This window comes from Faecalibacterium sp. IP-1-18 (assembly GCF_023347355.1).
Classification (GTDB): Bacteria; Bacillota; Clostridia; order Oscillospirales; family Ruminococcaceae; genus Faecalibacterium; species Faecalibacterium prausnitzii.
The window spans coordinates 2759520-2779420 of the sequence record NZ_CP094472.1 but is presented as its reverse complement, the minus strand read 5'-3'; the positions used below and the strand labels follow the sequence as shown (position 1 = coordinate 2779420).

Sequence of the window (19901 nt, the reverse complement as noted above, 5' to 3'; positions counted from 1 at the left end):
TTCAAATTTGAAGTAAAAGGAGAATCACTTCCATGGCACAGGCAAAACAGGATATGGGCTCTGGCAGCGTAAAAAAGCTGATGCTGCAGCTCATGATCCCGGCGGTCGTTGCACAGGTGGTCAACCTGCTGTATAACATCGTGGACCGCATTTACATCGGACATATTGCCGGCATCGGCGCGGCAGCGCTGACCGGCGTGGGACTGTTCACCCCCATCCTTATGCTGCTGAACGCATTCGCCATGCTGGTGGGCGCGGGCGGCGCACCCCGCACCGCCATTGCGCTGGGACAGGGCGACAAGGAGCAGGCAGAGAAGATCATCTCCAACAGTTTTACCATGCTGCTGCTCTTCTCGGTGGTGCTGACCGTGGTGTTCTACGCCGGGGCACCCACCCTGCTGCGGCTCTTTGGTGCCAGTGACGCCACCTTGCCCTATGCGCTGGCGTACAGCCGCATCTACATTCTGGGCTCGGTGTTTGTGCTGCTGGTGCTGGGCATGAACCCCTTCATCACCACGCAGGGCTTTGCCAAGACCAGTATGCTTACCACCGTCATCGGTGCGGTCATCAACATTATTCTCGACCCCATCTTGATCTTTGGTCTGGGTCTGGGCGTGCGGGGCGCTGCCATTGCCACCGTGCTCAGTCAGGCTGTGGGCGCGGTGTGGATCCTGCACTTCCTCACCGGCAAAAAGACCATCCTGCGCCTGCGCAAGGACTATATGCGCCCGGAAAAGAAGGTCATTCTGCCGGTGATGGCGCTGGGCGTCTCCACCTTTGTGATGATGTCCACTGAGAGCCTGCTGTCCATCAGCTTCAGCTCCAGTCTGGCGCGGTACGGCGGCGACGTGGCTGTGGGTGCCATGACCGTCATCACCAGCGCTTCCCAGCTGTGCACCCTGCCCATTCAGGGCATCTGTCAGGGCGGTCAGCCGGTGATGAGCTTCAATTTCGGCGCGGGCAAAAAGTCCCGCGTCAAGGAGGCGTTCCGCTTCCAGCTGCTGCTGTGCAGCTGCTACACCTGTCTGTTCTGGCTGCTCATGATGCTGGCGCCGGGGGCTGTGGCGGGCATCTTCACCTCGGATACGGCGCTGATCGACTACACCACATGGTCCATGCGCATCTACATGGCCGGTATCTTTGCCATGGGCTTCCAGATCGCCTGCCAGCAGAGCTTTATGGCGCTGGGTCAGGCCAAGGTCAGCTTGCTGCTGGCCTGTCTGCGCAAGATCATTTTGCTGATCCCGCTCATCTTCATCCTGCCGCACCTGCTGCCGGACCCGGTATTCGGTGTTTTTCTGGCAGAGCCGGTCAGCGATATTCTGGCAGCCACCATTACCACCATCACCTTCTTCTCCCGCTTCAACGGTATTCTGGAACGGGGCGCTGCGAAGGTGTAATGAAATAGAACAAGCCCGGAAAGTCCGCAGACTTTCCGGGCTTGAATTTTTGGCTTTAAACGGCCTCCGGCTCACCAAGAGCCAGCACCTTCGTCAGCTCGGCCTGCACCTTGGCGTTGGTGGCGTCGGTGACGGCCAGCACATCGGAATAAAACTTTTCCATCTCGTCACGGGTGGAGAAGGTGGCCACATACATCTGGTTGCCCATGGCACCGGACAGTGCCTCGGGGATGCGGTCCACCATGCGCATGTTGTCCTGATACTTCTGCATCAGCTGCTCGTGGCTGTAAACGAAGCTCTTGCCATCCCGGCGGCCGGCAAAGGCGCAGTAGTAGTGCTCACCCACCGGCATATCGGTGCCGCCGAAAGCGATCATGTCCGCCCAGATCTTGTACACGTTGGTGGAGCGGGCAAAGTCGATCATGTCCGGGGTAAAGCCGCCGCAGGGACGCATGTTGACTTCCAGCGCCACGATTTGACCCTTTTTGCCCATGCTGGACTGATTCTCGGTCATGCGGAAGAACTCGAAGTGGACAAAGCGGCTCTTCACTCCAAAGCTCTTGACGGCGGCACGGCCCGCAGCGCGGGTGTCCTCCGGCAGATCCTTGATGATGTAGTAGATGGAGTTGTCATCGTTGTTCACGATGTCCATGATGGACACGGGGCTCACGTTGCCCGCCTCAAAGATGGGGTTGCCGTGGGCATCGATGATGGCATCGTAGCTGTTCACCTCGGCGCGGACGAACTCCTCCATGATGTAAGCCACATCCGGGTGCTCTTTCTCCTTGTAAGCCAGAAATTCTTCCAGTTCCTTGTCGGTGGAAAGGCGGTGGGTATCCGAAGCGCCCACGCCGTTGTCCGGCTTGACTACCACCGGGTAGCCCACCTGCGCCACAAAGGCCTTGCAGCCCGCAAGGTCATCCACCATGTGGTAGCGGGCGGTGGCGATACCGGCCTTCTGATAGTACTCCTTCATCTTGCTCTTGTACTTGATGCGGGGCATATCAGAGGTCTGGAAGCCGCTGGTGATGTGGAAATCGGTGCGCAGGGCGGCATCCCGTTCCAGCCAGTATTCATTGTTGGACTCCAGCCAATCGATGCGACCATACTTGAAGGCGAAAAAGGCCACGGCGCGGTATACCTCGTCGTAGTTTTCCAGACTGTTCACCTTGTAGTACTCGTTCAGGCTTGCCTTCAGCTCCGGCTTCAGCTCCTCGTAGGGCTGGTCGCCGATGCCCAGCACGTTCAGGCCGTTGTTTTTCAGCTCCCGGCAGAACTGCCAGTAGTTCGTGGGGAAGTTGGGGGAGATAAAAATAAAGTTCTGCATAGTATTTGTTGATTCCTCTTTCCGTTGCCTCTATGATTGCAATGCCCCTGCAGGGCGGGACAGATTTTAATATTGGGAAACAACGGCGCGTCCATGGACGCGCCGTTGTGCCATTTTCACAGGATGGGTCACTGCTGGCCCAGAACGTAGGGCATATAGTACGCCACCTGCTTATACCACCAGTTCCAGTCGTGGTTGACATCGTGACCCCACAGGTCTACCCAGATGGGGATATGCTTTGCCTCAAAGATGCGCTTGAGCAGCCATGTGGTGTCCGGCTGTTCCCAGTCGCCCTGACCGCAGCAGATGACAGCTTTCTGGCTGCGGAACAGCTGCATATAGGGGTGATCCTCCGGGAAGTTCTTCATGTAGTCCACGGGGGAGTTCATGTACACCAGCTCGTCCATATAGTCGCCAAAGCCGTAGTGAGCAGTGTAGATGCCGCTGAGTGCCAGACAGCCGCAGAAGATATCCGGGCGGCGCAGATACAGGTTTACCGCGTGGGTGGCACCCAGACTGCAGCCGAAGGCGATGACACCGGGCAGGTCGCTCCAGCCGTTGCGCTGCTGCGCCAGATGCTGAAGCATCGGAGCGGCCTCGCGGGTGATGTAGCGCAGCCACTGCTCATAGCGGCGGATGCGCCAGTAGGGATTGCCCTGTGCGTCCGACCAGGTTTCCTGATCCATGGTGTCGATGGAAAGCACCATGATCTGCCCGGACTCGATCCACGGGGCAAGGGCATCGGTCATGTGGAAGTTTTCAAAATCGAAGAATCGGCCGTCCTGACAGGGAATATACAGCATCGGGCGGCCTGCGTGGCCGTAAAGCTTGCACTCCATATCCCGTCCCAGTTCCGGGCTGTACTCCTTGAAATACTGCATCTCCATGGTGTTTCCTCCTTTGGTGTGGTTATGGTATTGGGGCACCCCTTCTTTTATTCCTCCACCTCATACAGCAGGGTGTGGAACACGAAGGGCAGCTGCTTTTCCCAGCTGGCCTCGCAGTGGGTGCCGCCGGGCACGATGCGGCTGGTCAGGTGGATGCCCCGGGTCATCAGCTTGCCGCTCAAGTTGGAGAATTCCCGGCGGATGCCATCGTGGTTGCCCATCTCCCGGGAGCCGTAATCCATGTACAGCACCGTGCCGGGGGTAAGCTTTGCGCGCCCCACAAGGCCGGAAAGCTTATCCGGTGCCACCCAGATAGAGGGCGACAGCGCTGCGGCGCGGCTGTAAGTATCGTTATATTGCAGCAGGGCGTACAGGCTCATCAGCCCGCCCATGCTGCTGCCGCCGATAAAGGTATGTGCCCTGTCCGGCAGGGTGCGGAAATTTTGGTCGATCAAAGGCTTGAACCGGTGGATGAACCAGCTCATGGTGGCCTGTCCCTTGCCGTCAAAGTGGCCGTAGGTGGGGTCATCGAAGCGGTAGGGGGAATACTCCACCAGACGCTCGTTGTTCGCCCCGGCGTTGCACTCGATGGCCGCCACGATCAGCGGGGTGTCGGTATAGTCCAGATAATCCGCCACGCCCCAGCTTTTGCCGTAGGTGGCATCTTCGTTGAAAAACACGTTCTGCCCATCGAACATATACAGCACGGAAAACCGGCGCTCCGGCTGTGCCTCGTACATGGTGGGCAGATAGACATACGCCCGGCGCTGTTCGGTGCCGTTGACCGCCGGGTAACTCATGCTCCATTTTTTGATCATGGTGCTTCTTTCCTCTCAAATCTTCCTGCAAGGGGCACAGGCGGCAAGCCCACGCCCTTTATAGGTAGTGTAGCACCATGCGGCGGGAATTGCAATGATTATAGAGCAAAGGGACTGCTGCCCCAGACGGTATGCAGCAGTCCCTTTAAAAGCCGTAGGGTGACAGGCGGCTCAATATTTCTTTTCCACAGGCACGATCCAGCCCTTGGTATCGGGCAGCTTGCCCCACTGCATACCGGTCATGGTGTCGTACAGCTTCTGGGTGACAGGGCCGATCTTGCCGTCGCCGATGAAGGCGTGCTCGCCCTTCCAGACCAGCTCCTTGACAGGGGAGACGACAGCGGCAGTACCGGTGCCGAACACCTCTTCCAGCTTGCCTTCGCGGGCAGCAGCCATGATGTCGGCAATGGCGATCTTGCCCTCAACGACCTCGTAGCCCCAGTCCTTCAGCAGTTCGATGCAGCTGCGGCGGGTGACGCCGGGCAGCACGGTGCCCACGGTAGCGGCGGTGTACACCTTGCCGTCGATCTTAAACATGATGTTCATGCTACCAACTTCTTCAACGTACTTCTTTTCCACGCCGTCCAGCCACAGCACCTGTGCGTAGCCCTGCTCCTCGGCCAGCTCACCGGCCTTGATGGAAGCGGCGTAGTTGCCGCCGCACTTGGTAAAGCCGGTCAGACCCGGGGCGGCGCGGATATACTCATCTTCCACATAGATGCGCACGGGGTTGATGCCCTCGGCGTAGTAAGCACCGGAGGGAGCGCAGATGATGCAGAAGATATAGTGCTTGGAAGCGTGCACGCCCAGACCCACATCATTGGCAAAGATGAAGGGACGGATGTACAGAGAAGCGCCATCGGTGTGGGGTACCCAGTCGCGGTCCACGTCCACCAGAGCCTCGACGGCCTGAATGTAGTCCTCTACCGGGATCTTGGGGATGCACAGACGGTCGGCAGAATCCTGAAAACGCTTGGCGTTGCAGTCCGGGCGGAACAGCTGCACGGTGTCGTCGGCAGTGCGGTAGGCCTTCATGCCCTCAAAGATCTCCTGTGCGTAGTGGAACACCACGGTAGCGGGGTCCAGCTCAAAGGGGCCGTAGGGGACGATGCGGGCATCATGCCAGCCCTCACCCTCGGTGTAATCCATGACGAACATGTGGTCGGAGAACTTTTTGCCGAAGCCAAGCTTCGTCTCATCGGTGGGCTTTGCCTTGGGCGTAGCCGTGCGGGTGATCTTGATATCCAACATAGTGAGTTTCCCTCTTTCCTTTTATGCGCGTGCGCACGATTTCCGGCGCTTTATGACACAAATGTTGGTTTCTATTATAATATTCCCTGCCGGTTTTGCAAGGAATCAAAAAATGTTTCATCTTTCCACCGGTAAAGTTGCACCAGATTGTGAGCACAATGGTGTGCAAACTGCCAAATCTATGGTACAATAGGGGCACAGAGCACTTTTGCGGGGCACAGCCCCGCTTTTCTACGGAAGGAGCATACTGCCATGATCGACAGCGTTATTTTTGATATGGACGGCCTGATGTTTGACACCGAGCGGGTCTGGGCTACCCTGTGGGAGCCTGCACTTGCCACCCTTGGGCTTTCTTATAAGGAAGGGCTGGACGTTGCCGCCCGCGGCACGGCAGGGGACACCATGCGGGCGGTGCTGCGCCGCTTCTACGGGGAAAACTGCGACACGGACGCCATCATCGAGGCGCTGCACGCACAGGCGGAAAAGGCGTTTCAGGCACCGCCGCCCAAAAAGCCCGGACTGGACGAAATTCTGACATGGCTGGATGCGCAGCACATCCCTATGGCAGTGGCCTCCTCCAGCCGGATGGCGTCTATCCGGCACCATTTGGACGGCTGGGGTCTGACCCACTATTTTAAGGTGATCGTCTCCGGCGAGCAGTTCTCGGCCTCCAAGCCCAACCCGGAAATTTTTCTGCGGGCAGCGGAGGCGCTGGGCACTGCGCGTGACCGCACCCTTGTGCTGGAGGACAGCTACAACGGCGTGCGCGCCGGTGCCGCCGGCGGTTTTGTCACCGTGATGGTGCCGGACATGGCACCCGCCAACGACGAGATGCGCCGTCTGTACACCGCCGAGTGCTGCGACCTGTACGAGGTGCTGGAAGGCTTGCAGAAGGGGAGATTCTGATTGTGAAAATACAATGCCGGACAGCCCGCAGGCTGTCCGGCATTGTGCTATTTTAACGTGCTTTTTTTCTGCGGCGGAGCTTGCGCACCAGTTTGCGGAGCAGCAGCACAAGGCACACCACCAGCAGAATGACGGTGAGGATCAGACCGAGAAGGATAAAGGCAAAGCGGTTGGGCTTTTTCAGCAGCGCGGAAAGGCTGCGGCTGTCCTCTACCTTTTTGCGGTCGTGCAGGGTGCTGTAATAGTCCGGCACGTTGCCGATGCCGTCGCCGTCGGTGTCCTCGAACGAGGCCATGTACCGCGCAATGGCGTCCCAGCCCTTCAGCTCCCTGCCGTTTTCGGTCAGGATCACGTCCTCAAAATCTTCGATGGGAGTGCCGTCGGCGTATTTCGGCACGATGGACAAAATGCCGTAGGACATATCCGTCACGGCGCTCAGCATCTGCCCGCTGTAAAGGTCTGCCACAATGCGGTACAGCTTGTCGTCCTGCAGCTCCACGCGCTGCCCGTCCTTGACCAGATAGACGTCTGTCACCTTGTTCAGCAGCAGACGGTGGGGGTTGTAGGTAAAGTTCAGGCCGCTGCAATACAGCCGCGCGGTGGTCATGAAATCCGACACGGAAGCGTCGATCTCGGCGGCGGTGCGCAGTTCCTTGCCGGTGAGGTAGACTTCGATGAGGGGATAACCCGGCACGCCGTCCGCGCCGATGCCCAGCGAGAAGGAGTTGAACACCTGCTCCACTGTGATATCGCCCCGGGCGTAGGTGTCGCGCACGGTGCCGCTGGGCACCACCGCCAGATCTACCGGCACGCCGTCATAGTCGGCGGCATTCTCCACCGCGTACACATAGGCGTCCGCGATGATATCGCCCAGATTGTGCTCGGTGTGCACCTTGCCCAGATCTTTCAGGCTGGAGAAAACAACATCGTTTTCTGCCAGCACCTGATCTTTGGTGTAGCCGAACTGCGCCAGATAGTCCTCGTCCACCGTGTCCATAAAGCGGTCGATGACCTCTTGCGTTTCCGCATCAGCGGGGATATCGGCAGTGATGGGAATCAGCTGGTAATCGGTCACCTGCCAGCGGCCGTCCGCTTTCTGTGCCATGGAAAGGCTGCCCAGATTTTTGCCGTACTCGCCGCAGGAGACCACATAGGTGTCCCCGTGCCGGATGGGCTCCTGGATGCGGCTGTGGGTGTGGCCGCTCAGGATGAGGTCAAGGTCAGGCACACCCTTGGCCAGCAGCTCGTCCTCAGATTTTTTGGGGTCGTCCCATGTGCCGCTGTGGGAAACGCAGACGATCATGTCCGCATCTTCATTTGCCTTGATCTCTGCCACGGTGGCTTTGACCGCCTGTACCGGGTCCTTGAATTTTAGCTCGCAGGTGGGTGCGCAGGAGAGGGCGTCCTTGCCGAAAACGCCTACCACGGCAATGCGCACATCGCCCTTTTGCAACACGGTGTAGTCCTGCACGCCGTAGGCGGCAAAGGCGTCTTTGAGCAGCTGCTGTCCCTCGGTGAGGCCGGCGACCTCCATGGCATCCCAGTCCACATTGCAGACCACGATGGACGGGACGGCATCGCCGGAGGTGCGGGCGCTGGTAAGCATATTGGCAAGCCCCTTGGAGCGGTAATCGAACTCGTGGTTGCCGAAGGTGGTCACATCGTAACCCATGTAGCCCAGCATCCGCAGCTCTGCGGCCTGCGTTTCAAACACCGTCTGGATCAGGGTGCCCATGGAAAAGTCACCGCCATCGATCACAAGGGTGTCCGGGTCTTTGGCGCGCTGCGCCTTGATGAGGGTGTTGGCGCGGGCAAAGCCGCCAATGTCCGTCTCCTCATCCTCCACCACGGTGGTAAAGGTATTCAGGTGGGAGTGGGTGTCGTGGCTGAACAGGATGTCCAGCGTTTTGCCCGTCTCCGGTGCCTGCCCATAGGCGGCGGGAATGCCCAGCAGCACCGAAAACAGCAGCAGCACGGCCACCGTCATGGCGAAAAGCTTTTTCATGGCGTGTTCTCCTTTGTTGCGTCCTTATTTTTTCGGCTCAGCCGAATTTTTACAGCATCGGAAAAAGTAATACCACTCTATAAAAATAAACTATCTGCACGCTATTTTAGCATAAATGCACAAAATAAACAAGACGGCAGTTGCCTTTTTGCGCCGATATGCAACGCTTTTTATAAAAAAGACGCAGTACCTCCTCAGCCGCCTGCGGATGAACTCCCTCTGGCGCAGGACGATTTTGAATGGCCTCCGCTTGCGCTCTGGCCATGTTCAGCGGAAAAAATATTTTAAATTTTGCGTTTGTCGCGCTCTGCGGAGCGCTCCAAACGCTATTTTCACGGGAGGGATATCCCGCAAAAACAAAACCAGCCAAGCCCGCAGGCTTGGCTGGTTTGAAAGCAATCGGTATTCCCTGATCAGGCACCCACGATCAGGCGCACGGCACCGTAGATGCCGGCGTCATTGCCAAGGCTGGCGGCCTTGATGGGGGTCTCCTTGCAGGACTGGAAGGCGTACTCCTTATAGTGGCGCACCAGCGGGGTGAACAGGACTTCTCCGGCGCGGGCCACGCCGCCGCCGATCATGAACATTTCGGGGTCGGTGGTGGCGGCAATGTTTGCCAGTGCCATGCCCAGCGTGGAAGCCATCTCGTCCACCTCGCGGGCAGCCAGTGCATCCCCGGCGCGGGCGGCGTCGAACACGTCCTTGGCTTCAAAGTCCTTGCCGCGCAGGGTGCAGGCGGTGTCCGGGTTTGCGTCCAGCAGCTTCTTCATGCAGCGCACAACGCCGGTGGCGCTGGAATACTGCTCCAGACAGCCGCGCTTGCCGCAGCCGCAGACGGCGGTCTCGTGGGGGTTGACGGTGATGTGGCCGATCTCGCCGCCGGCACCGTGAGCGCCGTCGATGACCTTGCCGTTCACGATGACGCCGCCGCCCACGCCGGTGCCCAGCGTGACCATGACGGCGCTGCGGCAGCCCTGTGCCGTGCCCATCCAGATCTCGCCCAGAGCAGCCACGTTGGCGTCGTTGCCCACCAGCACCCGGATGCCGCCCAGCAGCTCGCTGAGCTCAATGGAGACGTTGCGGTTGCCCCAGCCGCCAAGGTTTGCACACACAATGGGCACGATGCTGGAATCCAGCACCGGGCCGGGCACGCCCAGACCGACACCCTCGACCTCGTCTGCGGACAGACCCTTTTCCTGCATCTTCTGCTGCACGGCAGCAGCCAGATTTTCCAGAATGTGAGCGCCGTTATTGGAAGTATCGGTGCTTACCTCCCACTTTTCCAGCAGCTTGCCGCTGGTGGTGAACAGGCCGACCTTGGCAGTAGTGCCGCCCAGATCAATGCCAAATGCGTATTCCTTCATGTCATTTACCCCTTTGATGCGGATGCGCCGCATTTTTTATCAGTATTTTATAGTATACCATATTTTTCCGCAAAAGAGCAGTACTGCGGCGGCATTTCGTGCAATCGGACTGAAATCTGTGTAAAATTTTAGGCAGTTCCACAAGGGGATTCAGCGCACGGTGTTGGTCAGCGTGCCGATTCCCTCGATCTCGCACTGCACGGTGTCGCCCGGGTGCAAAAACTGCGGCGGGTCCATGCCCATGCCCACCCCGGCAGGGGTGCCGGTGGCGATGATGGTACCGGCTTTCAGGGTCATGCCCTGCGAAAGCTCGTGGATGACATGGTCGATATCAAAAATTTGCAGCTTGGTGTTGGAATCCTGCCGCAGCTCGCCGTTCACCCGGCTGCGGATGGGCAGCGCGGGCGGGTAGGTGTCAAATTCATCGGCCGTGACGATGCAGGGCCCCATGGGGGTAAATCCGTCCAGACTTTTGCCGAAATACCACTGCTTGTGGGCGGTCTGCACGTCCCGGGCGGAGACATCGTTCAGGATGGTGTAGCCGAACACATAGTCTTTGGTCTGCCCGGCGGGCACATCCTTGGCGTCCTTACCCAGCACCACAGCCAGCTCACACTCGTAGTCCAGCTTCTGCACAAGGTCGGTGTGTGCTTCGATGAAGCCACCGTCCGGTACCGCGCGGCTGACTCGCTTGGAGAAGTAGATGGCGTCCTGATGCTGGGTGGAAAAGGCGTCCGCAGAGTACTTTTCGGCCTCGTCCGAGTGCGCCATATAGTTGATGCCCAGACAGACCACGTCCTGCGCGGGGCAGGGGATGGGGCTTTGCAGGGTGACGGCCTCCACCGGCAGCGCGGGGATGCCGCTGATGGCCAGCTGCAAGCCGAACCGCACCTGCGGGGTGAGGAAGGGAATGGCGTCAGACAGGGTCTCGTAGGAGAGCCCCAGCCAGCTCAGCGGCCAGACCTGTGTGCCGTCCTGCGAGAGGATGGCGGGGTCCTCCACACCGTCCGGCAGACGGCAGGTAACAAAACGCATACAGTCTCCCTCCTCTCAGTGCCGGTAGGCGATGGCGTTGCGGATGCGGTCGGCTTCCGCTTCTCCCGCCAGCTGACGTACCAATTCCAGCGCAAAGGGGATAGCACCGCCCAGACCGTAGCTGGTGGTGATGTTGCCATCCACGACCACCTCGGCGTCCAGCACATGGGCGCCGGTCAGCTTGTCCTGAAATGCAGCGTGAGCGGTGGCGTTTTTGCCCTCCAGCAGACCCAGTGCTGCCAGCACGCTGGGTGCGGCGCAGATGGCGGCTACCTTTTTGCCCACCTTTGCAAAGGCGATGCAGGTGTCGGTCACCGTCTTGTTGGCGGCAAGGTTCGGCGTGCCGGGAATGCCGCCGGGCAGCACCACCAGATCTACATCGGAATAATCGACCTCCTCTGCCAGCGCATCAGCGGTGATGTGCACCTTATGGCTGCTCAGAATCTCCCGGCTGCCGGAAGCACTGGCCACCAGCACCTCCACCTTGGCGCGGCGGAGCAGATCCACCACCAGCAGAGCTTCGCACTCCTCGGTGCCCTCCGCAAAAAATACAACAGCTTTTGCCATAAGAATAACCTCCTGTTCAAATCTTAAAAAGAAAAGCCGCGTGCCGCAGCTTTGGGCGGTACGCGGCTTTTGTATCAGTCAGCGGCCTTTTTTTCAGCTTCCAGCAGCGCACGCAGCACACTATCGTCCGCGCTCAGCACCCGGCTGACCCGGCTGATGATGGCGCTGGACGCGCCGGTCTTGTCCATGATCTCGGTGTAGATGCACTTGTCGGCCAGCAACTCGGCAATGTTGTAGCGCTGCTCCATTGCGCTGAGTTCCGAATAGCTACACACGTCCTGCAGAAAACGATAGCATTCCTCCGGGGTCTTGAGCTGCAGAAAAGCCCGGTACAGGCCGGAGTTGCCGGTGGGATGATCTTTCGCCATGATAGTCTCCTTTTTTGCACAAAATGCCCGCAGACAGCGGCTTTATTACACTACATCAGTGTAGTACAAACGCGGATAAATTTCAATGGCTATTTTGTGATTTTTCGGAAATCAGCTCAGGGTGTGCTCATACACCAGCTCGTTGCGGGGCACGGTGCCGTTTTCCTGCTCGGCGGGGCGCAGTTCGCGGTAGCGCAGCGCCTTGAAGAACTGCTGTACCGGCAGCGCCTTGGCGTGGATGGTGCACCACACCCGGCCTTTGCCCTCGCCCTTGGCCAGCCGCTCACAGGTCTGCACGATATCCCGGCCGATGGCTTTGCCGCGGTATTCCGGCTTGAGGTACAGGTGCATCAGGTGCAGGGCGGCGTTCTCCATCTTCCACGCAAAGTAGCCGATGAGCTTGCCCCCCAGAAACACCAGAAAATAGTTCACGTCATTGTCGATGTCCGTTTCAATGGCGTCGGCGCTTTGCAGCTCCTCCACAAGGGTGTCCAGCTGCTTTGCGGGGTAGTAGCGCTTGTAGACCTCGTGCCACAGCTCGCTGGCAAGGTCGGCGGTGTTGTGGATGTATTTGGCCTTTGCGACCAGCTTGTAATCAGGCTTCATAAAACTCCTTATACTTTTACAATGTAGTCCGGTTTGCGGGGCGCGGCGGGCTTGGGTGCGGCGGCGGGGTAGCCCAGAATGCAGTGGCCTACGCCGATCCAGTCGCCCTCGATGCCCCACTGTTTCAGCAGTGCCTTGCCCTCGGCGGAGTCGAACTCCTCCCTGGCGCGGTTGATCCAGCAGCTGCCCAGCCCCAGCGATGCGGCAGCCAGCATCAGGTTGCCCATGACAAGGCTGCCGTCCTGCACGGCGCAGTTTGCGTGGGCATCGGCCAGCACCACCAGAATGGTGGGCGCGCCGTACATGGGGTCGCTGTCGGCGCCCATGACGGCGGCGTTCATCCGGGTCAGCTGGGCACGGGTGGCGGCATCCTGCACGACCACGATCTTAGCGCTCTGGCGTCCCATAGCGCTGGCGGCGTAGGTGCCGGCCTCCAGTACGGCGTCCAGCTCGGCATCCGTGATCTGCCGGGGCTCGTAGGCGCGGCAGCTGCGGCGGCTGCGAATGGTTTGTAAAGTCTCGTTAGTCATGAAAGATCCCCTCCTTAATAGTGGATGGCTTTATTGTACCACAACCTGCGCCAGAGTGCAAAGTGCCCGCCGGTAAAAATCATGATCGGTTCCTGAAAACGTTCCCGACGCAAAAACACGGCAGAATGCACAAAAAACAAAAGAAAGATTATGGAAAAGCATTCTTGTTGCCAGCGGGCAAATCGGGTATAATAGGGCTACCATAGCGGAAAGGAGTTGTGCTCTATGGCAAAGGCATCGCAGGTCGTCATTATGGAGGGGGAATACTACATTATCAAGGCCCCCAATGGGAAGGTACTGGAAGTAAAGGATTTCAACACGGAGAACGGCGCCGGTATCCAGCTGTGGAGCTATGCGGGCCATCCGTGGCAGCAGTGGCAGTTTGTGGACGCGGGCGAGGGACGCTGGCGCATCCAGAACCGCTTTACCGGCAAGATGATCGATCTGGCGCTTGGCGGTGTGGTGGAGGGCACATGGCTGCACCAGTGGAGCCGCACCAGCGGGCTGAGCCAGTGCTGGGCGCTGGAACCTACCCGCAGCGGGCGCACCCGCATCCGCAATGTGCTGGCGGATAAATACATCGACCTTGTGGGCATGAACACCGCCAATGGCGCACAGGCGCAGATCTGGAACTATGTGGCGGGCGGCAATCAGGAGTGGACGCTGGAACGCATCGATCCCGACGTTGCCCAGACCGGCAAGCGTGCAGGGGAGGCCAAAGACCCCCAGCCCACCCCCAGCCAGCGCAAGCACCAGAACGACTTGGTGCGCAAGCTGAACAGCGCAGGCAAGGGCCGCGCCGGGCGCAAGGCATAAATCGAAAAACGCTTCCGCTGCTTTGTGGGCATCCGCAGCGGAGGCACTTCCCAAAGGGCTGCTGCACAGCGTTTCATGCAGCAGCCCTTTCTTATGAAAAGAGATACGGTCAGCGGCCCCGCCCGCTCAGACGCTGACAAAAACATCGGACAAAAAAGGAGAACGACCAATGAACTTAGGCGCATTTATGGACCCGGAATTTCCCATCTTCAGCACTACGCTCTGCTATCTGGAGCGGGAGGACGCTTATCTGATGCTGCACCGCATCAAAAAGCAGGACGACTACAACCACGACAAATGGGTGGGTGTGGGCGGCAAATTTGAACGGTTTGAAAGCCCGGAGGACTGCCTTGTGCGGGAGGTGCGGGAAGAGACCGGCCTTACCCTGACGCGCTACCGTGCCCGGGGACTGCTGACCTTTGTGTGGGGCAACATGACCGAGTTTATCCATCTGTACACCGCCGACCGGTGGGAGGGCGAGATGATAAGGGGCGATGCCTGCGCCGAGGGCGAATTGCAGTGGGTGCAAAAGTCTGAGGTGCAAAAACTGCCCATCTGGGAGGGAGATAAGCTCTTTTTCCGTCTGCTGGAGGAAGAGCACCCCTACTTTTCCCTCAAGCTGGTGTATGACGGCGACACCCTGAAACAGGCCGTGCTGGACGGAAAACGCATCGTATAAAAAGGTGCAAAATATATGGACTTATGGTGGGATGCAACTGTTTGGATAAAATAGACATAAAAAGAAAAGATTTTTCAGCACTTAAATCAGGACGCGTGCAGAAAAAACAAAAAATACTGACAGATGTGCCATCGAATAAGGACTTTTGACGCATTTTAATAGAAAAAAGAAAAAACCACTTTCTTTTTTTGCAAAAATATGTTACTATTCTGTTACGGAACTGTGGACAGCCTGCAACCAGAGACTGTCTGTAAACACAAACATTTCTTAAGGAGGAATGTGTCTTATGATGAAGTATCTCCAGAAACTGGGCAAAGCGCTGATGCTTCCCGTCGCTGTGCTGCCGATCTGCGGCATCCTGATGGGTCTTGGTTATGCCCTCGCTCCGGGCGTTATGGGCGTTCCCGGTGCACCGACTTCCGGTGCAGCTTATACCGTCGGCTTCCTGCTGGTCAAGGCAGGCGGCGCTCTGATCGATAACATGGCATGGCTGTTTGCCATTGGTGCCGCTGTCGGCCTGGCTGACAACGACGGTACCGCAGGTCTGGCCGGTCTGGTCAGCTACCTGATGATGCAGCAGCTGCTGAGCCCCGGCGTGGTCGGCATGGTGCGCACCCTGGAAGAGGGCACTGCTACCTACATTGCCTTCCAGAAGGTCGCCGGCAACTCCTTCATCGGCATTCTGGCCGCTGTTGTGGGTGCTGCCTGCTACAACAAGTTCAAGAATACCCAGCTGCCTGACTGGCTGGCATTCTTCTCCGGCAAGCGCTTCGTTGCGATCGCTACCGGTCTGATCTCCATTCTGGTGTCCGTTGTTCTGCTGTTCGTCTGGCCCGTCATCTTCGACGCACTGGTCGCTCTGGGCAAGGGCATCGCTGGCATGGACGGCATCGGCGCCGGCATCTACGCCTTCCTGAACCGTCTGCTCATCCCCACCGGCCTGCACCACGCTCTGAACAACGTGTTCTGGTTCGATACCATCGGTCTGGGCGACCTGAGCCACTTCTGGGCTGGCGAGACTTCCGCTGATGTGGACTGGAGCCTTGGTATGTATATGTCCGGCTTCTTCCCCTGCATGATGTTCGGTATCATGGGCGCTGCTCTGGCTATGGTCAAGACCGCTAAGAACAAGAAGGCCGCTATTGGTCTGGTTCTGTCCGCTGCAATCTGCGCATTCGTCTGCGGCGTTACCGAGCCCTTCGAGTTCGGCTTCATGTTCCTGTGCTTCCCGCTGTACGTTGTGTACTCCGCTCTGTACGGCATCTTCACCATCATCACCTACTACACCGGTTTCCGTGCTGGCTTCTGCTTCTCCGCAGGTGCTACCGACCTGATCTTCTCTGCATCCCTGCCCGCAGCTGCTAAGACCTGGATGATCATTCCTCTGGGCATCGCAGCATTCCTGGTGTTCTACTTCGTGTTCTACTTCGCCATCACCAAGTTCGACCTGAAGACCCCCGGCCGTGAGGATGACGACGAGGAAGCTGAGAAGAAGGTCGTTCTGGCCAACAACAACTACACCGAAGTCGCTTCTGCTGTTCTGGCTGCTGTCGGCGGCAAGGAGAACGTGAAGGACGTTGGTTACTGCGCAACCCGTCTGCGTTTTGAGGTGAAGGATAACGCCAAGGTCGACGAGAAGGCTGTCAAGGCTGCCGGTGCTGCCGGTGTTATCCGTCCCAGCAAGAACGCTTGCCAGGTCATCATTGGCACCAAGGTTCAGTTCGTGTACGACGAGCTGAAGAAGATGCTGTGATCCTGCACTTCTGAAAAGAATGAACTGCAAAAGTCTGGTTGATTTTGCAGTATGAACCGGGCCGCCGGGGGCGGGGTGCACAGCGCCCCCTCCCGGCGGCTCGCTTTTTGTACACAGCGGTACAATGTTCACACAAAAGGACTTTTGTAAAAACACCCGGCGTGCTATACTGGGTGAAAAGCAAAAAGCTGTTTTCGTAAGCGGGGTGCAATGCTTATGAAAACGGCTTCAAGGAAAGAACGAGGTGTTTTGTATGATCCTTCAGAATGCACTGGTCTATACCCCGCGCCACACTTTTGAGCGCGGCACCATCATCATCCGCGATGGCCGTATCGTGCCCTTTGCCGCCCCGGAAGAGGGCGAAGAGGTGCTGGACGCCGAGGGGCTGTACGCCCTGCCGGGCCTTGTGGATATCCACTTCCACGGGGCAATGGGCAAGGATTTCTGCGATGGCACCGAGGAGGCCATCCAGACGCTGGCGGATTTTGAGGCCAGCAAGGGCGTGCTGGCCATCTGCCCCGCCACCATGACCTACCCCGAGGAGATCCTGAACAAGGTAATGGACGCCGCTGCCGCCCATAAAAACGGCAAGGGCGCCGACCTTGTGGGCATCAACATGGAAGGCCCCTTCATCAGCCCCAAAAAGGTGGGCGCACAGAACCCGGAGTATGTGCAGGGCGCAGACGCCGCCATGTTCCGCCGTTTGCAGAAGCGTGCGGGCGGTCTGATCAAGCTGGTGGACGTTGCACCCGAAGAGCCGGGCAATCTGGACTTTATCAAGGAGTGCCATAACGAGGTGCGCATCTCCATCGCCCACACCTGCACCGACTACGACACCGCCGTCAAGGCCTTTGAAGCCGGTGCCACCCACATGACCCACTTGTACAATGCCATGCCCGGCATCACCCACCGTGCGCCCGGCCCTATCATTGCAGCCATGGAGCACGATGCCGAGGTGGAGCTGATCACCGATAACGTGCATATTCACCCCGCCATGGTGCGGTTCACCTTCAACACCTTCGGGGACGACCGCGTCTGCCTGATCGCGGACAGCGCCATGTCCTGCGGCCTGCCGGACGGCCAATACAGTCTGGGCGGACAGGCCATCACGGTCAAGGGACCCCGCGCCACCCTGACCGAGCACCCGGACACCATTGCGGGCAGCAACACCTGTCTGTACGACTGCATGAAGCGCGCCGTGCTGGAGATGAACGTGCCGCTGGAAAGCGCCGTCCGCGCCGCCAGCGAGACCCCCGCCAAGAGCATCGGCGTGGATAACGACTACGGCAGCCTTGCCGCCGGACGCTACGGCAACGTGATCCTTGCGGACAAGGAGCTGAACATCAAGGCTGTCATCCAGAAGGGTGTCCGCATCGTCTGAGTTTTGTAAAAAAGTGATGCCGGGCAGCCGCAGACTGCCCGGCATCATGCTGTAAAACTACGCTTTCCGCAAAAAATCAGACCTTGAACAGCGGGGTGCCGGGAGCGACATCGCCCTCTGCCAGCATCTTCACTTCGTCGCCCGCACCATCGGTCACGATGATGGCGGTGGCGGTGGGGTGGCCGGCGGCGCGGATGGCGTCCAGATCCACCTTCAGCAGCGGGGTGCCGGCGGTGACCTTCTGGTTTTCCTTGACCAGAACGGTAAAGCCCTGACCCTTCATGTCCACGGTGTCCATGCCGACGTGGATCAGCAGCTCGATGCCGTCGTTGCTGGTAATGCCCACAGCGTGCAGGGTGGTGGCGATCTGAGTCACAGTGCCGTCAAAGGGGGCGTACACGGTGTCGCCGGTGGGCTCGATGCCGCAGCCGGGGCCCAGAATGCCCTGTGCAAAGGTCTCGTCCGGGATGTCGGCCTGTGCCAGCACCTTGCCCTGCAGCGGGGTCAGCACGGTCTTGCTCTGGTTGGTGAACTTAGCGGTGTTTTCGTCCTTGGACTTGCCGCCAAAAAGCTTGTCAAAAAAACCCATAAGTATCATTCCTTCCTGTCATTATTCAAGGGGACGGCAGAAGCAACAAAATGTTTGCCGACCCTGAAGTGTTTACCTGTATAAAAAGATACCATATCGCGCACCAAAATGCAAGAAACGCGGGGACTTTTTCTCCGGGACTTTTTCTCCATGCTATCATGGCAGAGGATTCTGCCTTTTTGCCGGGGGCTGCCCCGGAAGGGGCACTTCCCGGCGGTGACCCCTCTTCTACGCTGCCGCTAATTTTCACTTTACAAATGCCGCAAGAACCGTTACAATTACAATCAAAGCAGTGCCGAAAGGCCGTTCGTTTTCATCCACCGCGCGCAACCGTTCCGACAGCGCTGGGGCTGCGCAGAGCTTTCTTGATCAGGAGGTTTTTTGCATGAAAAAGATCACGCGTCGTACCGTTCTCCGTGTCTCGGGGCTGGCAGCCGCCTCGTTGGCTCTGTCCGGCTGCGCGCCCGCCGGCAGCGCCTGTGTGGGCAACGGTTTTTCCGACTGGCTGCAGCAGACCTTAGGGAAGAGCGACGGCGCCGTCTCTTCTGAAAGCACCGAAGCCGCAGCCCCGGACGCAGGAGCGGCATCCGAAGCCCCGGCAGAGAGCGCCGACAGCAGCCTGCCCGCCTATAACGCCGACCCCCTTACCGGCGAGCCGCGCCGCAGCAACGGCCGTATTGTCGGCGTGATGGTGAACAACATCAGCAACACCCAGCGGCAGAACGCCCGCCCGCAGCGCGGCATCGGCTCGGCTGACCTGCTCATTGAGAGCAAGGTGGAGGGCGGCATCTCCCGCTTCTGCGCGGTGTACCACGATGCCAACGCCATCCCGGAGGTGGGCCCGCTGCGCTCCGGCCGCGACCAGTTTTTGCAGCTGCTCATGCCGTGGCAGGCGCTGTACTACCACGACGGCGAAAGCGCCCCCTGCACCAAGTTCATCAACGTGTATAACTACTCCGGCCTGAACATCGGCGGCAAGAGCTATTTTAATACCACTACTCACCCCCATGTGGCGCACCGCGACAGCCGCGGCCGCAACGTGGCGTATGAGCACACCGAGTTCACCTCCGGCGCTGAGATCCGGCAGGCTGCCGCCAACGCAGGCATCGGGCTGGAATATCCCTACGAGAGCACCTTCTTCCGCTTTGCGGACTACCGCACCGGCGCAGAGAACAAGATGTCCGGTGCTGCCGCCGCCAAGACCATCAACATCGTGCACTCGGACAGCTACAAGACCACCTTCAGCTACAACCGCTGGGAACGCCTTTATAAAATGTCCATGTACAGCCGCGCCGACGGTGCTTTTGAAAACACCGTGGACGAGCTGACCGGAAAGCAGCTTGGTTTTACCAACCTGCTGGTCTGCTTTGCAGGCATCGCGGACTACCCCGGCGACTCCGGCGGCGTGCAGCAGGTGGACTATGTGTCCGGCGGCGAAGCCTATTTCTTCACCCGGGGCGCGGTGCAGCACGGCACATGGCAGAAGGCATCCCCGGAGCACCCGCTCAAGGTCTATGCCGCCGACGGCAGCGAGCTCTGCTTCAACCGCGGCAAGACCTATCTGGCCATCGTGGACGACGACGAGTGGCAAAACTTTAACTATCAGTAAGGGGAGAGAC

The 19901-nt window shown here is 58.8% G+C and carries 20 protein-coding genes; 7 read left to right on the top strand and 13 right to left on the bottom strand.

Annotated features, from left to right (window positions below; all coding sequences use genetic code 11):
- Positions 1 to 32: 32 nt before the first annotated feature.
- Entirely contained in the window at positions 33 to 1400 is a 1368-nt protein-coding gene (locus MTP43_RS13205) for an MATE family efflux transporter (RefSeq protein ID WP_113621557.1), read from the top strand.
- A 55-nt stretch (positions 1401 to 1455) separates the two neighbouring features.
- Here the strand turns inward: MTP43_RS13205 and MTP43_RS13200 are convergent, their stop codons facing one another.
- From MTP43_RS13200 to MTP43_RS13185, 4 genes are all read right to left on the bottom strand, one after another.
- The gene (locus MTP43_RS13200) at positions 1456 to 2727 is read right to left on the bottom strand and encodes an ATP-grasp domain-containing protein (protein ID WP_113621556.1); all 1272 of its coding nucleotides are present in this window, start codon (positions 2725 to 2727) and stop codon (positions 1456 to 1458) included.
- Positions 2728 to 2855: 128 nt separating this feature from the next.
- Positions 2856 to 3614: an esterase family protein gene (locus MTP43_RS13195; RefSeq protein WP_005925387.1), complete on the bottom strand. Its 759-nt coding sequence runs from the start codon at positions 3612 to 3614 to the stop codon at positions 2856 to 2858.
- Positions 3615 to 3661: 47 nt separating this feature from the next.
- Complete coding sequence (locus MTP43_RS13190) at positions 3662 to 4432, bottom strand: alpha/beta hydrolase (RefSeq protein ID WP_005925390.1); 771 nt, start codon at positions 4430 to 4432, stop codon at positions 3662 to 3664.
- A gap of 171 nt (positions 4433 to 4603) precedes the next feature.
- Complete coding sequence (locus MTP43_RS13185) at positions 4604 to 5683, bottom strand: branched-chain amino acid aminotransferase (RefSeq protein WP_005925392.1); 1080 nt, start codon at positions 5681 to 5683, stop codon at positions 4604 to 4606.
- Positions 5684 to 5935: 252 nt separating this feature from the next.
- Between MTP43_RS13185 and MTP43_RS13180 the strand changes: the two genes are divergently transcribed.
- On the top strand, positions 5936 to 6589 hold the full coding sequence (locus tag MTP43_RS13180; protein ID WP_005925398.1) for an HAD family hydrolase: 654 nt from the start codon (positions 5936 to 5938) through the stop codon (positions 6587 to 6589).
- Positions 6590 to 6641: 52 nt separating this feature from the next.
- On the opposite strand, the gene MTP43_RS13175 is transcribed toward MTP43_RS13180, so the two are convergent.
- The 8 genes from MTP43_RS13175 to MTP43_RS13140 form a co-directional block, all read right to left on the bottom strand.
- Positions 6642 to 8594 carry a bifunctional metallophosphatase/5'-nucleotidase gene (locus MTP43_RS13175; protein WP_249234895.1) on the bottom strand — a complete coding sequence of 651 codons (1953 nt, stop codon included), beginning with the start codon at positions 8592 to 8594 and terminating at the stop codon, positions 6642 to 6644.
- Between the two features lie 106 nt (positions 8595 to 8700).
- Positions 8701 to 9015, bottom strand: a complete 315-nt coding sequence (locus MTP43_RS13170; RefSeq protein ID WP_144038697.1) for a hypothetical protein — start codon at positions 9013 to 9015, stop codon at positions 8701 to 8703.
- Entirely contained in the window at positions 9008 to 9958 is a 951-nt protein-coding gene (locus tag MTP43_RS13165) for an ROK family glucokinase (protein ID WP_242993146.1), read from the bottom strand. Before MTP43_RS13165 ends, MTP43_RS13170 begins: the two co-directional genes overlap by 8 nt.
- A gap of 150 nt (positions 9959 to 10108) precedes the next feature.
- Positions 10109 to 10993, bottom strand: coding sequence for a fumarylacetoacetate hydrolase family protein (locus MTP43_RS13160; RefSeq protein ID WP_113992453.1), 885 nt, complete (start codon positions 10991 to 10993; stop codon positions 10109 to 10111).
- Positions 10994 to 11008: 15 nt separating this feature from the next.
- Complete coding sequence (locus tag MTP43_RS13155) at positions 11009 to 11560, bottom strand: DJ-1 family glyoxalase III (RefSeq protein WP_117527940.1); 552 nt, start codon at positions 11558 to 11560, stop codon at positions 11009 to 11011.
- A 74-nt stretch (positions 11561 to 11634) separates the two neighbouring features.
- Positions 11635 to 11928 (bottom strand): YerC/YecD family TrpR-related protein, encoded by a 294-nt coding sequence (locus tag MTP43_RS13150; RefSeq protein ID WP_005925416.1) that lies wholly within the window; start codon positions 11926 to 11928, stop codon positions 11635 to 11637.
- A gap of 111 nt (positions 11929 to 12039) precedes the next feature.
- Positions 12040 to 12534, bottom strand: a complete 495-nt coding sequence (locus tag MTP43_RS13145; RefSeq protein ID WP_117530146.1) for a GNAT family N-acetyltransferase — start codon at positions 12532 to 12534, stop codon at positions 12040 to 12042.
- Between the two features lie 8 nt (positions 12535 to 12542).
- Positions 12543 to 13064, bottom strand: coding sequence for a nitroreductase family protein (locus MTP43_RS13140; RefSeq protein ID WP_113621551.1), 522 nt, complete (start codon positions 13062 to 13064; stop codon positions 12543 to 12545).
- 225 nt (positions 13065 to 13289) lie between these two features.
- On the opposite strand from MTP43_RS13140, the gene MTP43_RS13135 reads away from it, so the two are divergent.
- The 4 genes from MTP43_RS13135 to nagA all read left to right on the top strand — a co-directional run bounded on the left by MTP43_RS13135 (position 13290) and on the right by nagA (position 17693).
- Positions 13290 to 13880, top strand: a complete 591-nt coding sequence (locus MTP43_RS13135; protein ID WP_113621550.1) for an RICIN domain-containing protein — start codon at positions 13290 to 13292, stop codon at positions 13878 to 13880.
- Positions 13881 to 14049: 169 nt separating this feature from the next.
- Positions 14050 to 14559 carry an NUDIX hydrolase gene (locus tag MTP43_RS13130; RefSeq protein ID WP_005925435.1) on the top strand — a complete coding sequence of 170 codons (510 nt, stop codon included), beginning with the start codon at positions 14050 to 14052 and terminating at the stop codon, positions 14557 to 14559.
- Positions 14560 to 14845: 286 nt separating this feature from the next.
- Complete coding sequence (locus MTP43_RS13125; protein ID WP_249234894.1) at positions 14846 to 16312, top strand: PTS transporter subunit EIIC; 1467 nt, start codon at positions 14846 to 14848, stop codon at positions 16310 to 16312.
- Positions 16313 to 16565: 253 nt separating this feature from the next.
- Positions 16566 to 17693 carry an N-acetylglucosamine-6-phosphate deacetylase gene (nagA, locus tag MTP43_RS13120; protein WP_249234893.1) on the top strand — a complete coding sequence of 376 codons (1128 nt, stop codon included), beginning with the start codon at positions 16566 to 16568 and terminating at the stop codon, positions 17691 to 17693.
- A gap of 76 nt (positions 17694 to 17769) precedes the next feature.
- On the opposite strand, the gene MTP43_RS13115 is transcribed toward nagA, so the two are convergent.
- Positions 17770 to 18282, bottom strand: a complete 513-nt coding sequence (locus MTP43_RS13115; RefSeq protein ID WP_015537663.1) for a PTS sugar transporter subunit IIA — start codon at positions 18280 to 18282, stop codon at positions 17770 to 17772.
- Positions 18283 to 18667: 385 nt separating this feature from the next.
- On the opposite strand from MTP43_RS13115, the gene MTP43_RS13110 reads away from it, so the two are divergent.
- On the top strand, positions 18668 to 19891 hold the full coding sequence (locus MTP43_RS13110; RefSeq protein WP_249234892.1) for a DUF3048 domain-containing protein: 1224 nt from the start codon (positions 18668 to 18670) through the stop codon (positions 19889 to 19891).
- The last annotated feature ends 10 nt before the right edge of the window (positions 19892 to 19901 follow it).

Coding starts and splice junctions, on each gene's coding strand:
- MTP43_RS13205 (WP_113621557.1), top strand. CDS start 33: ATGGCACAGGCAAAACAGGATATGGGCTCTGGCAGCGTAAAAAAGCTG.
- MTP43_RS13200 (WP_113621556.1), bottom strand. CDS start 2,727: ATGCAGAACTTTATTTTTATCTCCCCCAACTTCCCCACGAACTACTGG.
- MTP43_RS13195 (WP_005925387.1), bottom strand. CDS start 3,614: ATGGAGATGCAGTATTTCAAGGAGTACAGCCCGGAACTGGGACGGGAT.
- MTP43_RS13190 (WP_005925390.1), bottom strand. CDS start 4,432: ATGATCAAAAAATGGAGCATGAGTTACCCGGCGGTCAACGGCACCGAA.
- MTP43_RS13185 (WP_005925392.1), bottom strand. CDS start 5,683: ATGTTGGATATCAAGATCACCCGCACGGCTACGCCCAAGGCAAAGCCC.
- MTP43_RS13180 (WP_005925398.1), top strand. CDS start 5,936: ATGATCGACAGCGTTATTTTTGATATGGACGGCCTGATGTTTGACACC.
- MTP43_RS13175 (WP_249234895.1), bottom strand. CDS start 8,594: ATGAAAAAGCTTTTCGCCATGACGGTGGCCGTGCTGCTGCTGTTTTCG.
- MTP43_RS13165 (WP_242993146.1), bottom strand. CDS start 9,958: ATGAAGGAATACGCATTTGGCATTGATCTGGGCGGCACTACTGCCAAG.
- MTP43_RS13160 (WP_113992453.1), bottom strand. CDS start 10,993: ATGCGTTTTGTTACCTGCCGTCTGCCGGACGGTGTGGAGGACCCCGCC.
- MTP43_RS13155 (WP_117527940.1), bottom strand. CDS start 11,560: ATGGCAAAAGCTGTTGTATTTTTTGCGGAGGGCACCGAGGAGTGCGAA.
- MTP43_RS13150 (WP_005925416.1), bottom strand. CDS start 11,928: ATGGCGAAAGATCATCCCACCGGCAACTCCGGCCTGTACCGGGCTTTT.
- MTP43_RS13145 (WP_117530146.1), bottom strand. CDS start 12,534: ATGAAGCCTGATTACAAGCTGGTCGCAAAGGCCAAATACATCCACAAC.
- MTP43_RS13140 (WP_113621551.1), bottom strand. CDS start 13,064: ATGACTAACGAGACTTTACAAACCATTCGCAGCCGCCGCAGCTGCCGC.
- MTP43_RS13135 (WP_113621550.1), top strand. CDS start 13,290: ATGGCAAAGGCATCGCAGGTCGTCATTATGGAGGGGGAATACTACATT.
- MTP43_RS13130 (WP_005925435.1), top strand. CDS start 14,050: ATGAACTTAGGCGCATTTATGGACCCGGAATTTCCCATCTTCAGCACT.
- MTP43_RS13125 (WP_249234894.1), top strand. CDS start 14,846: ATGATGAAGTATCTCCAGAAACTGGGCAAAGCGCTGATGCTTCCCGTC.
- nagA (WP_249234893.1), top strand. CDS start 16,566: ATGATCCTTCAGAATGCACTGGTCTATACCCCGCGCCACACTTTTGAG.
- MTP43_RS13115 (WP_015537663.1), bottom strand. CDS start 18,282: ATGGGTTTTTTTGACAAGCTTTTTGGCGGCAAGTCCAAGGACGAAAAC.
- MTP43_RS13110 (WP_249234892.1), top strand. CDS start 18,668: ATGAAAAAGATCACGCGTCGTACCGTTCTCCGTGTCTCGGGGCTGGCA.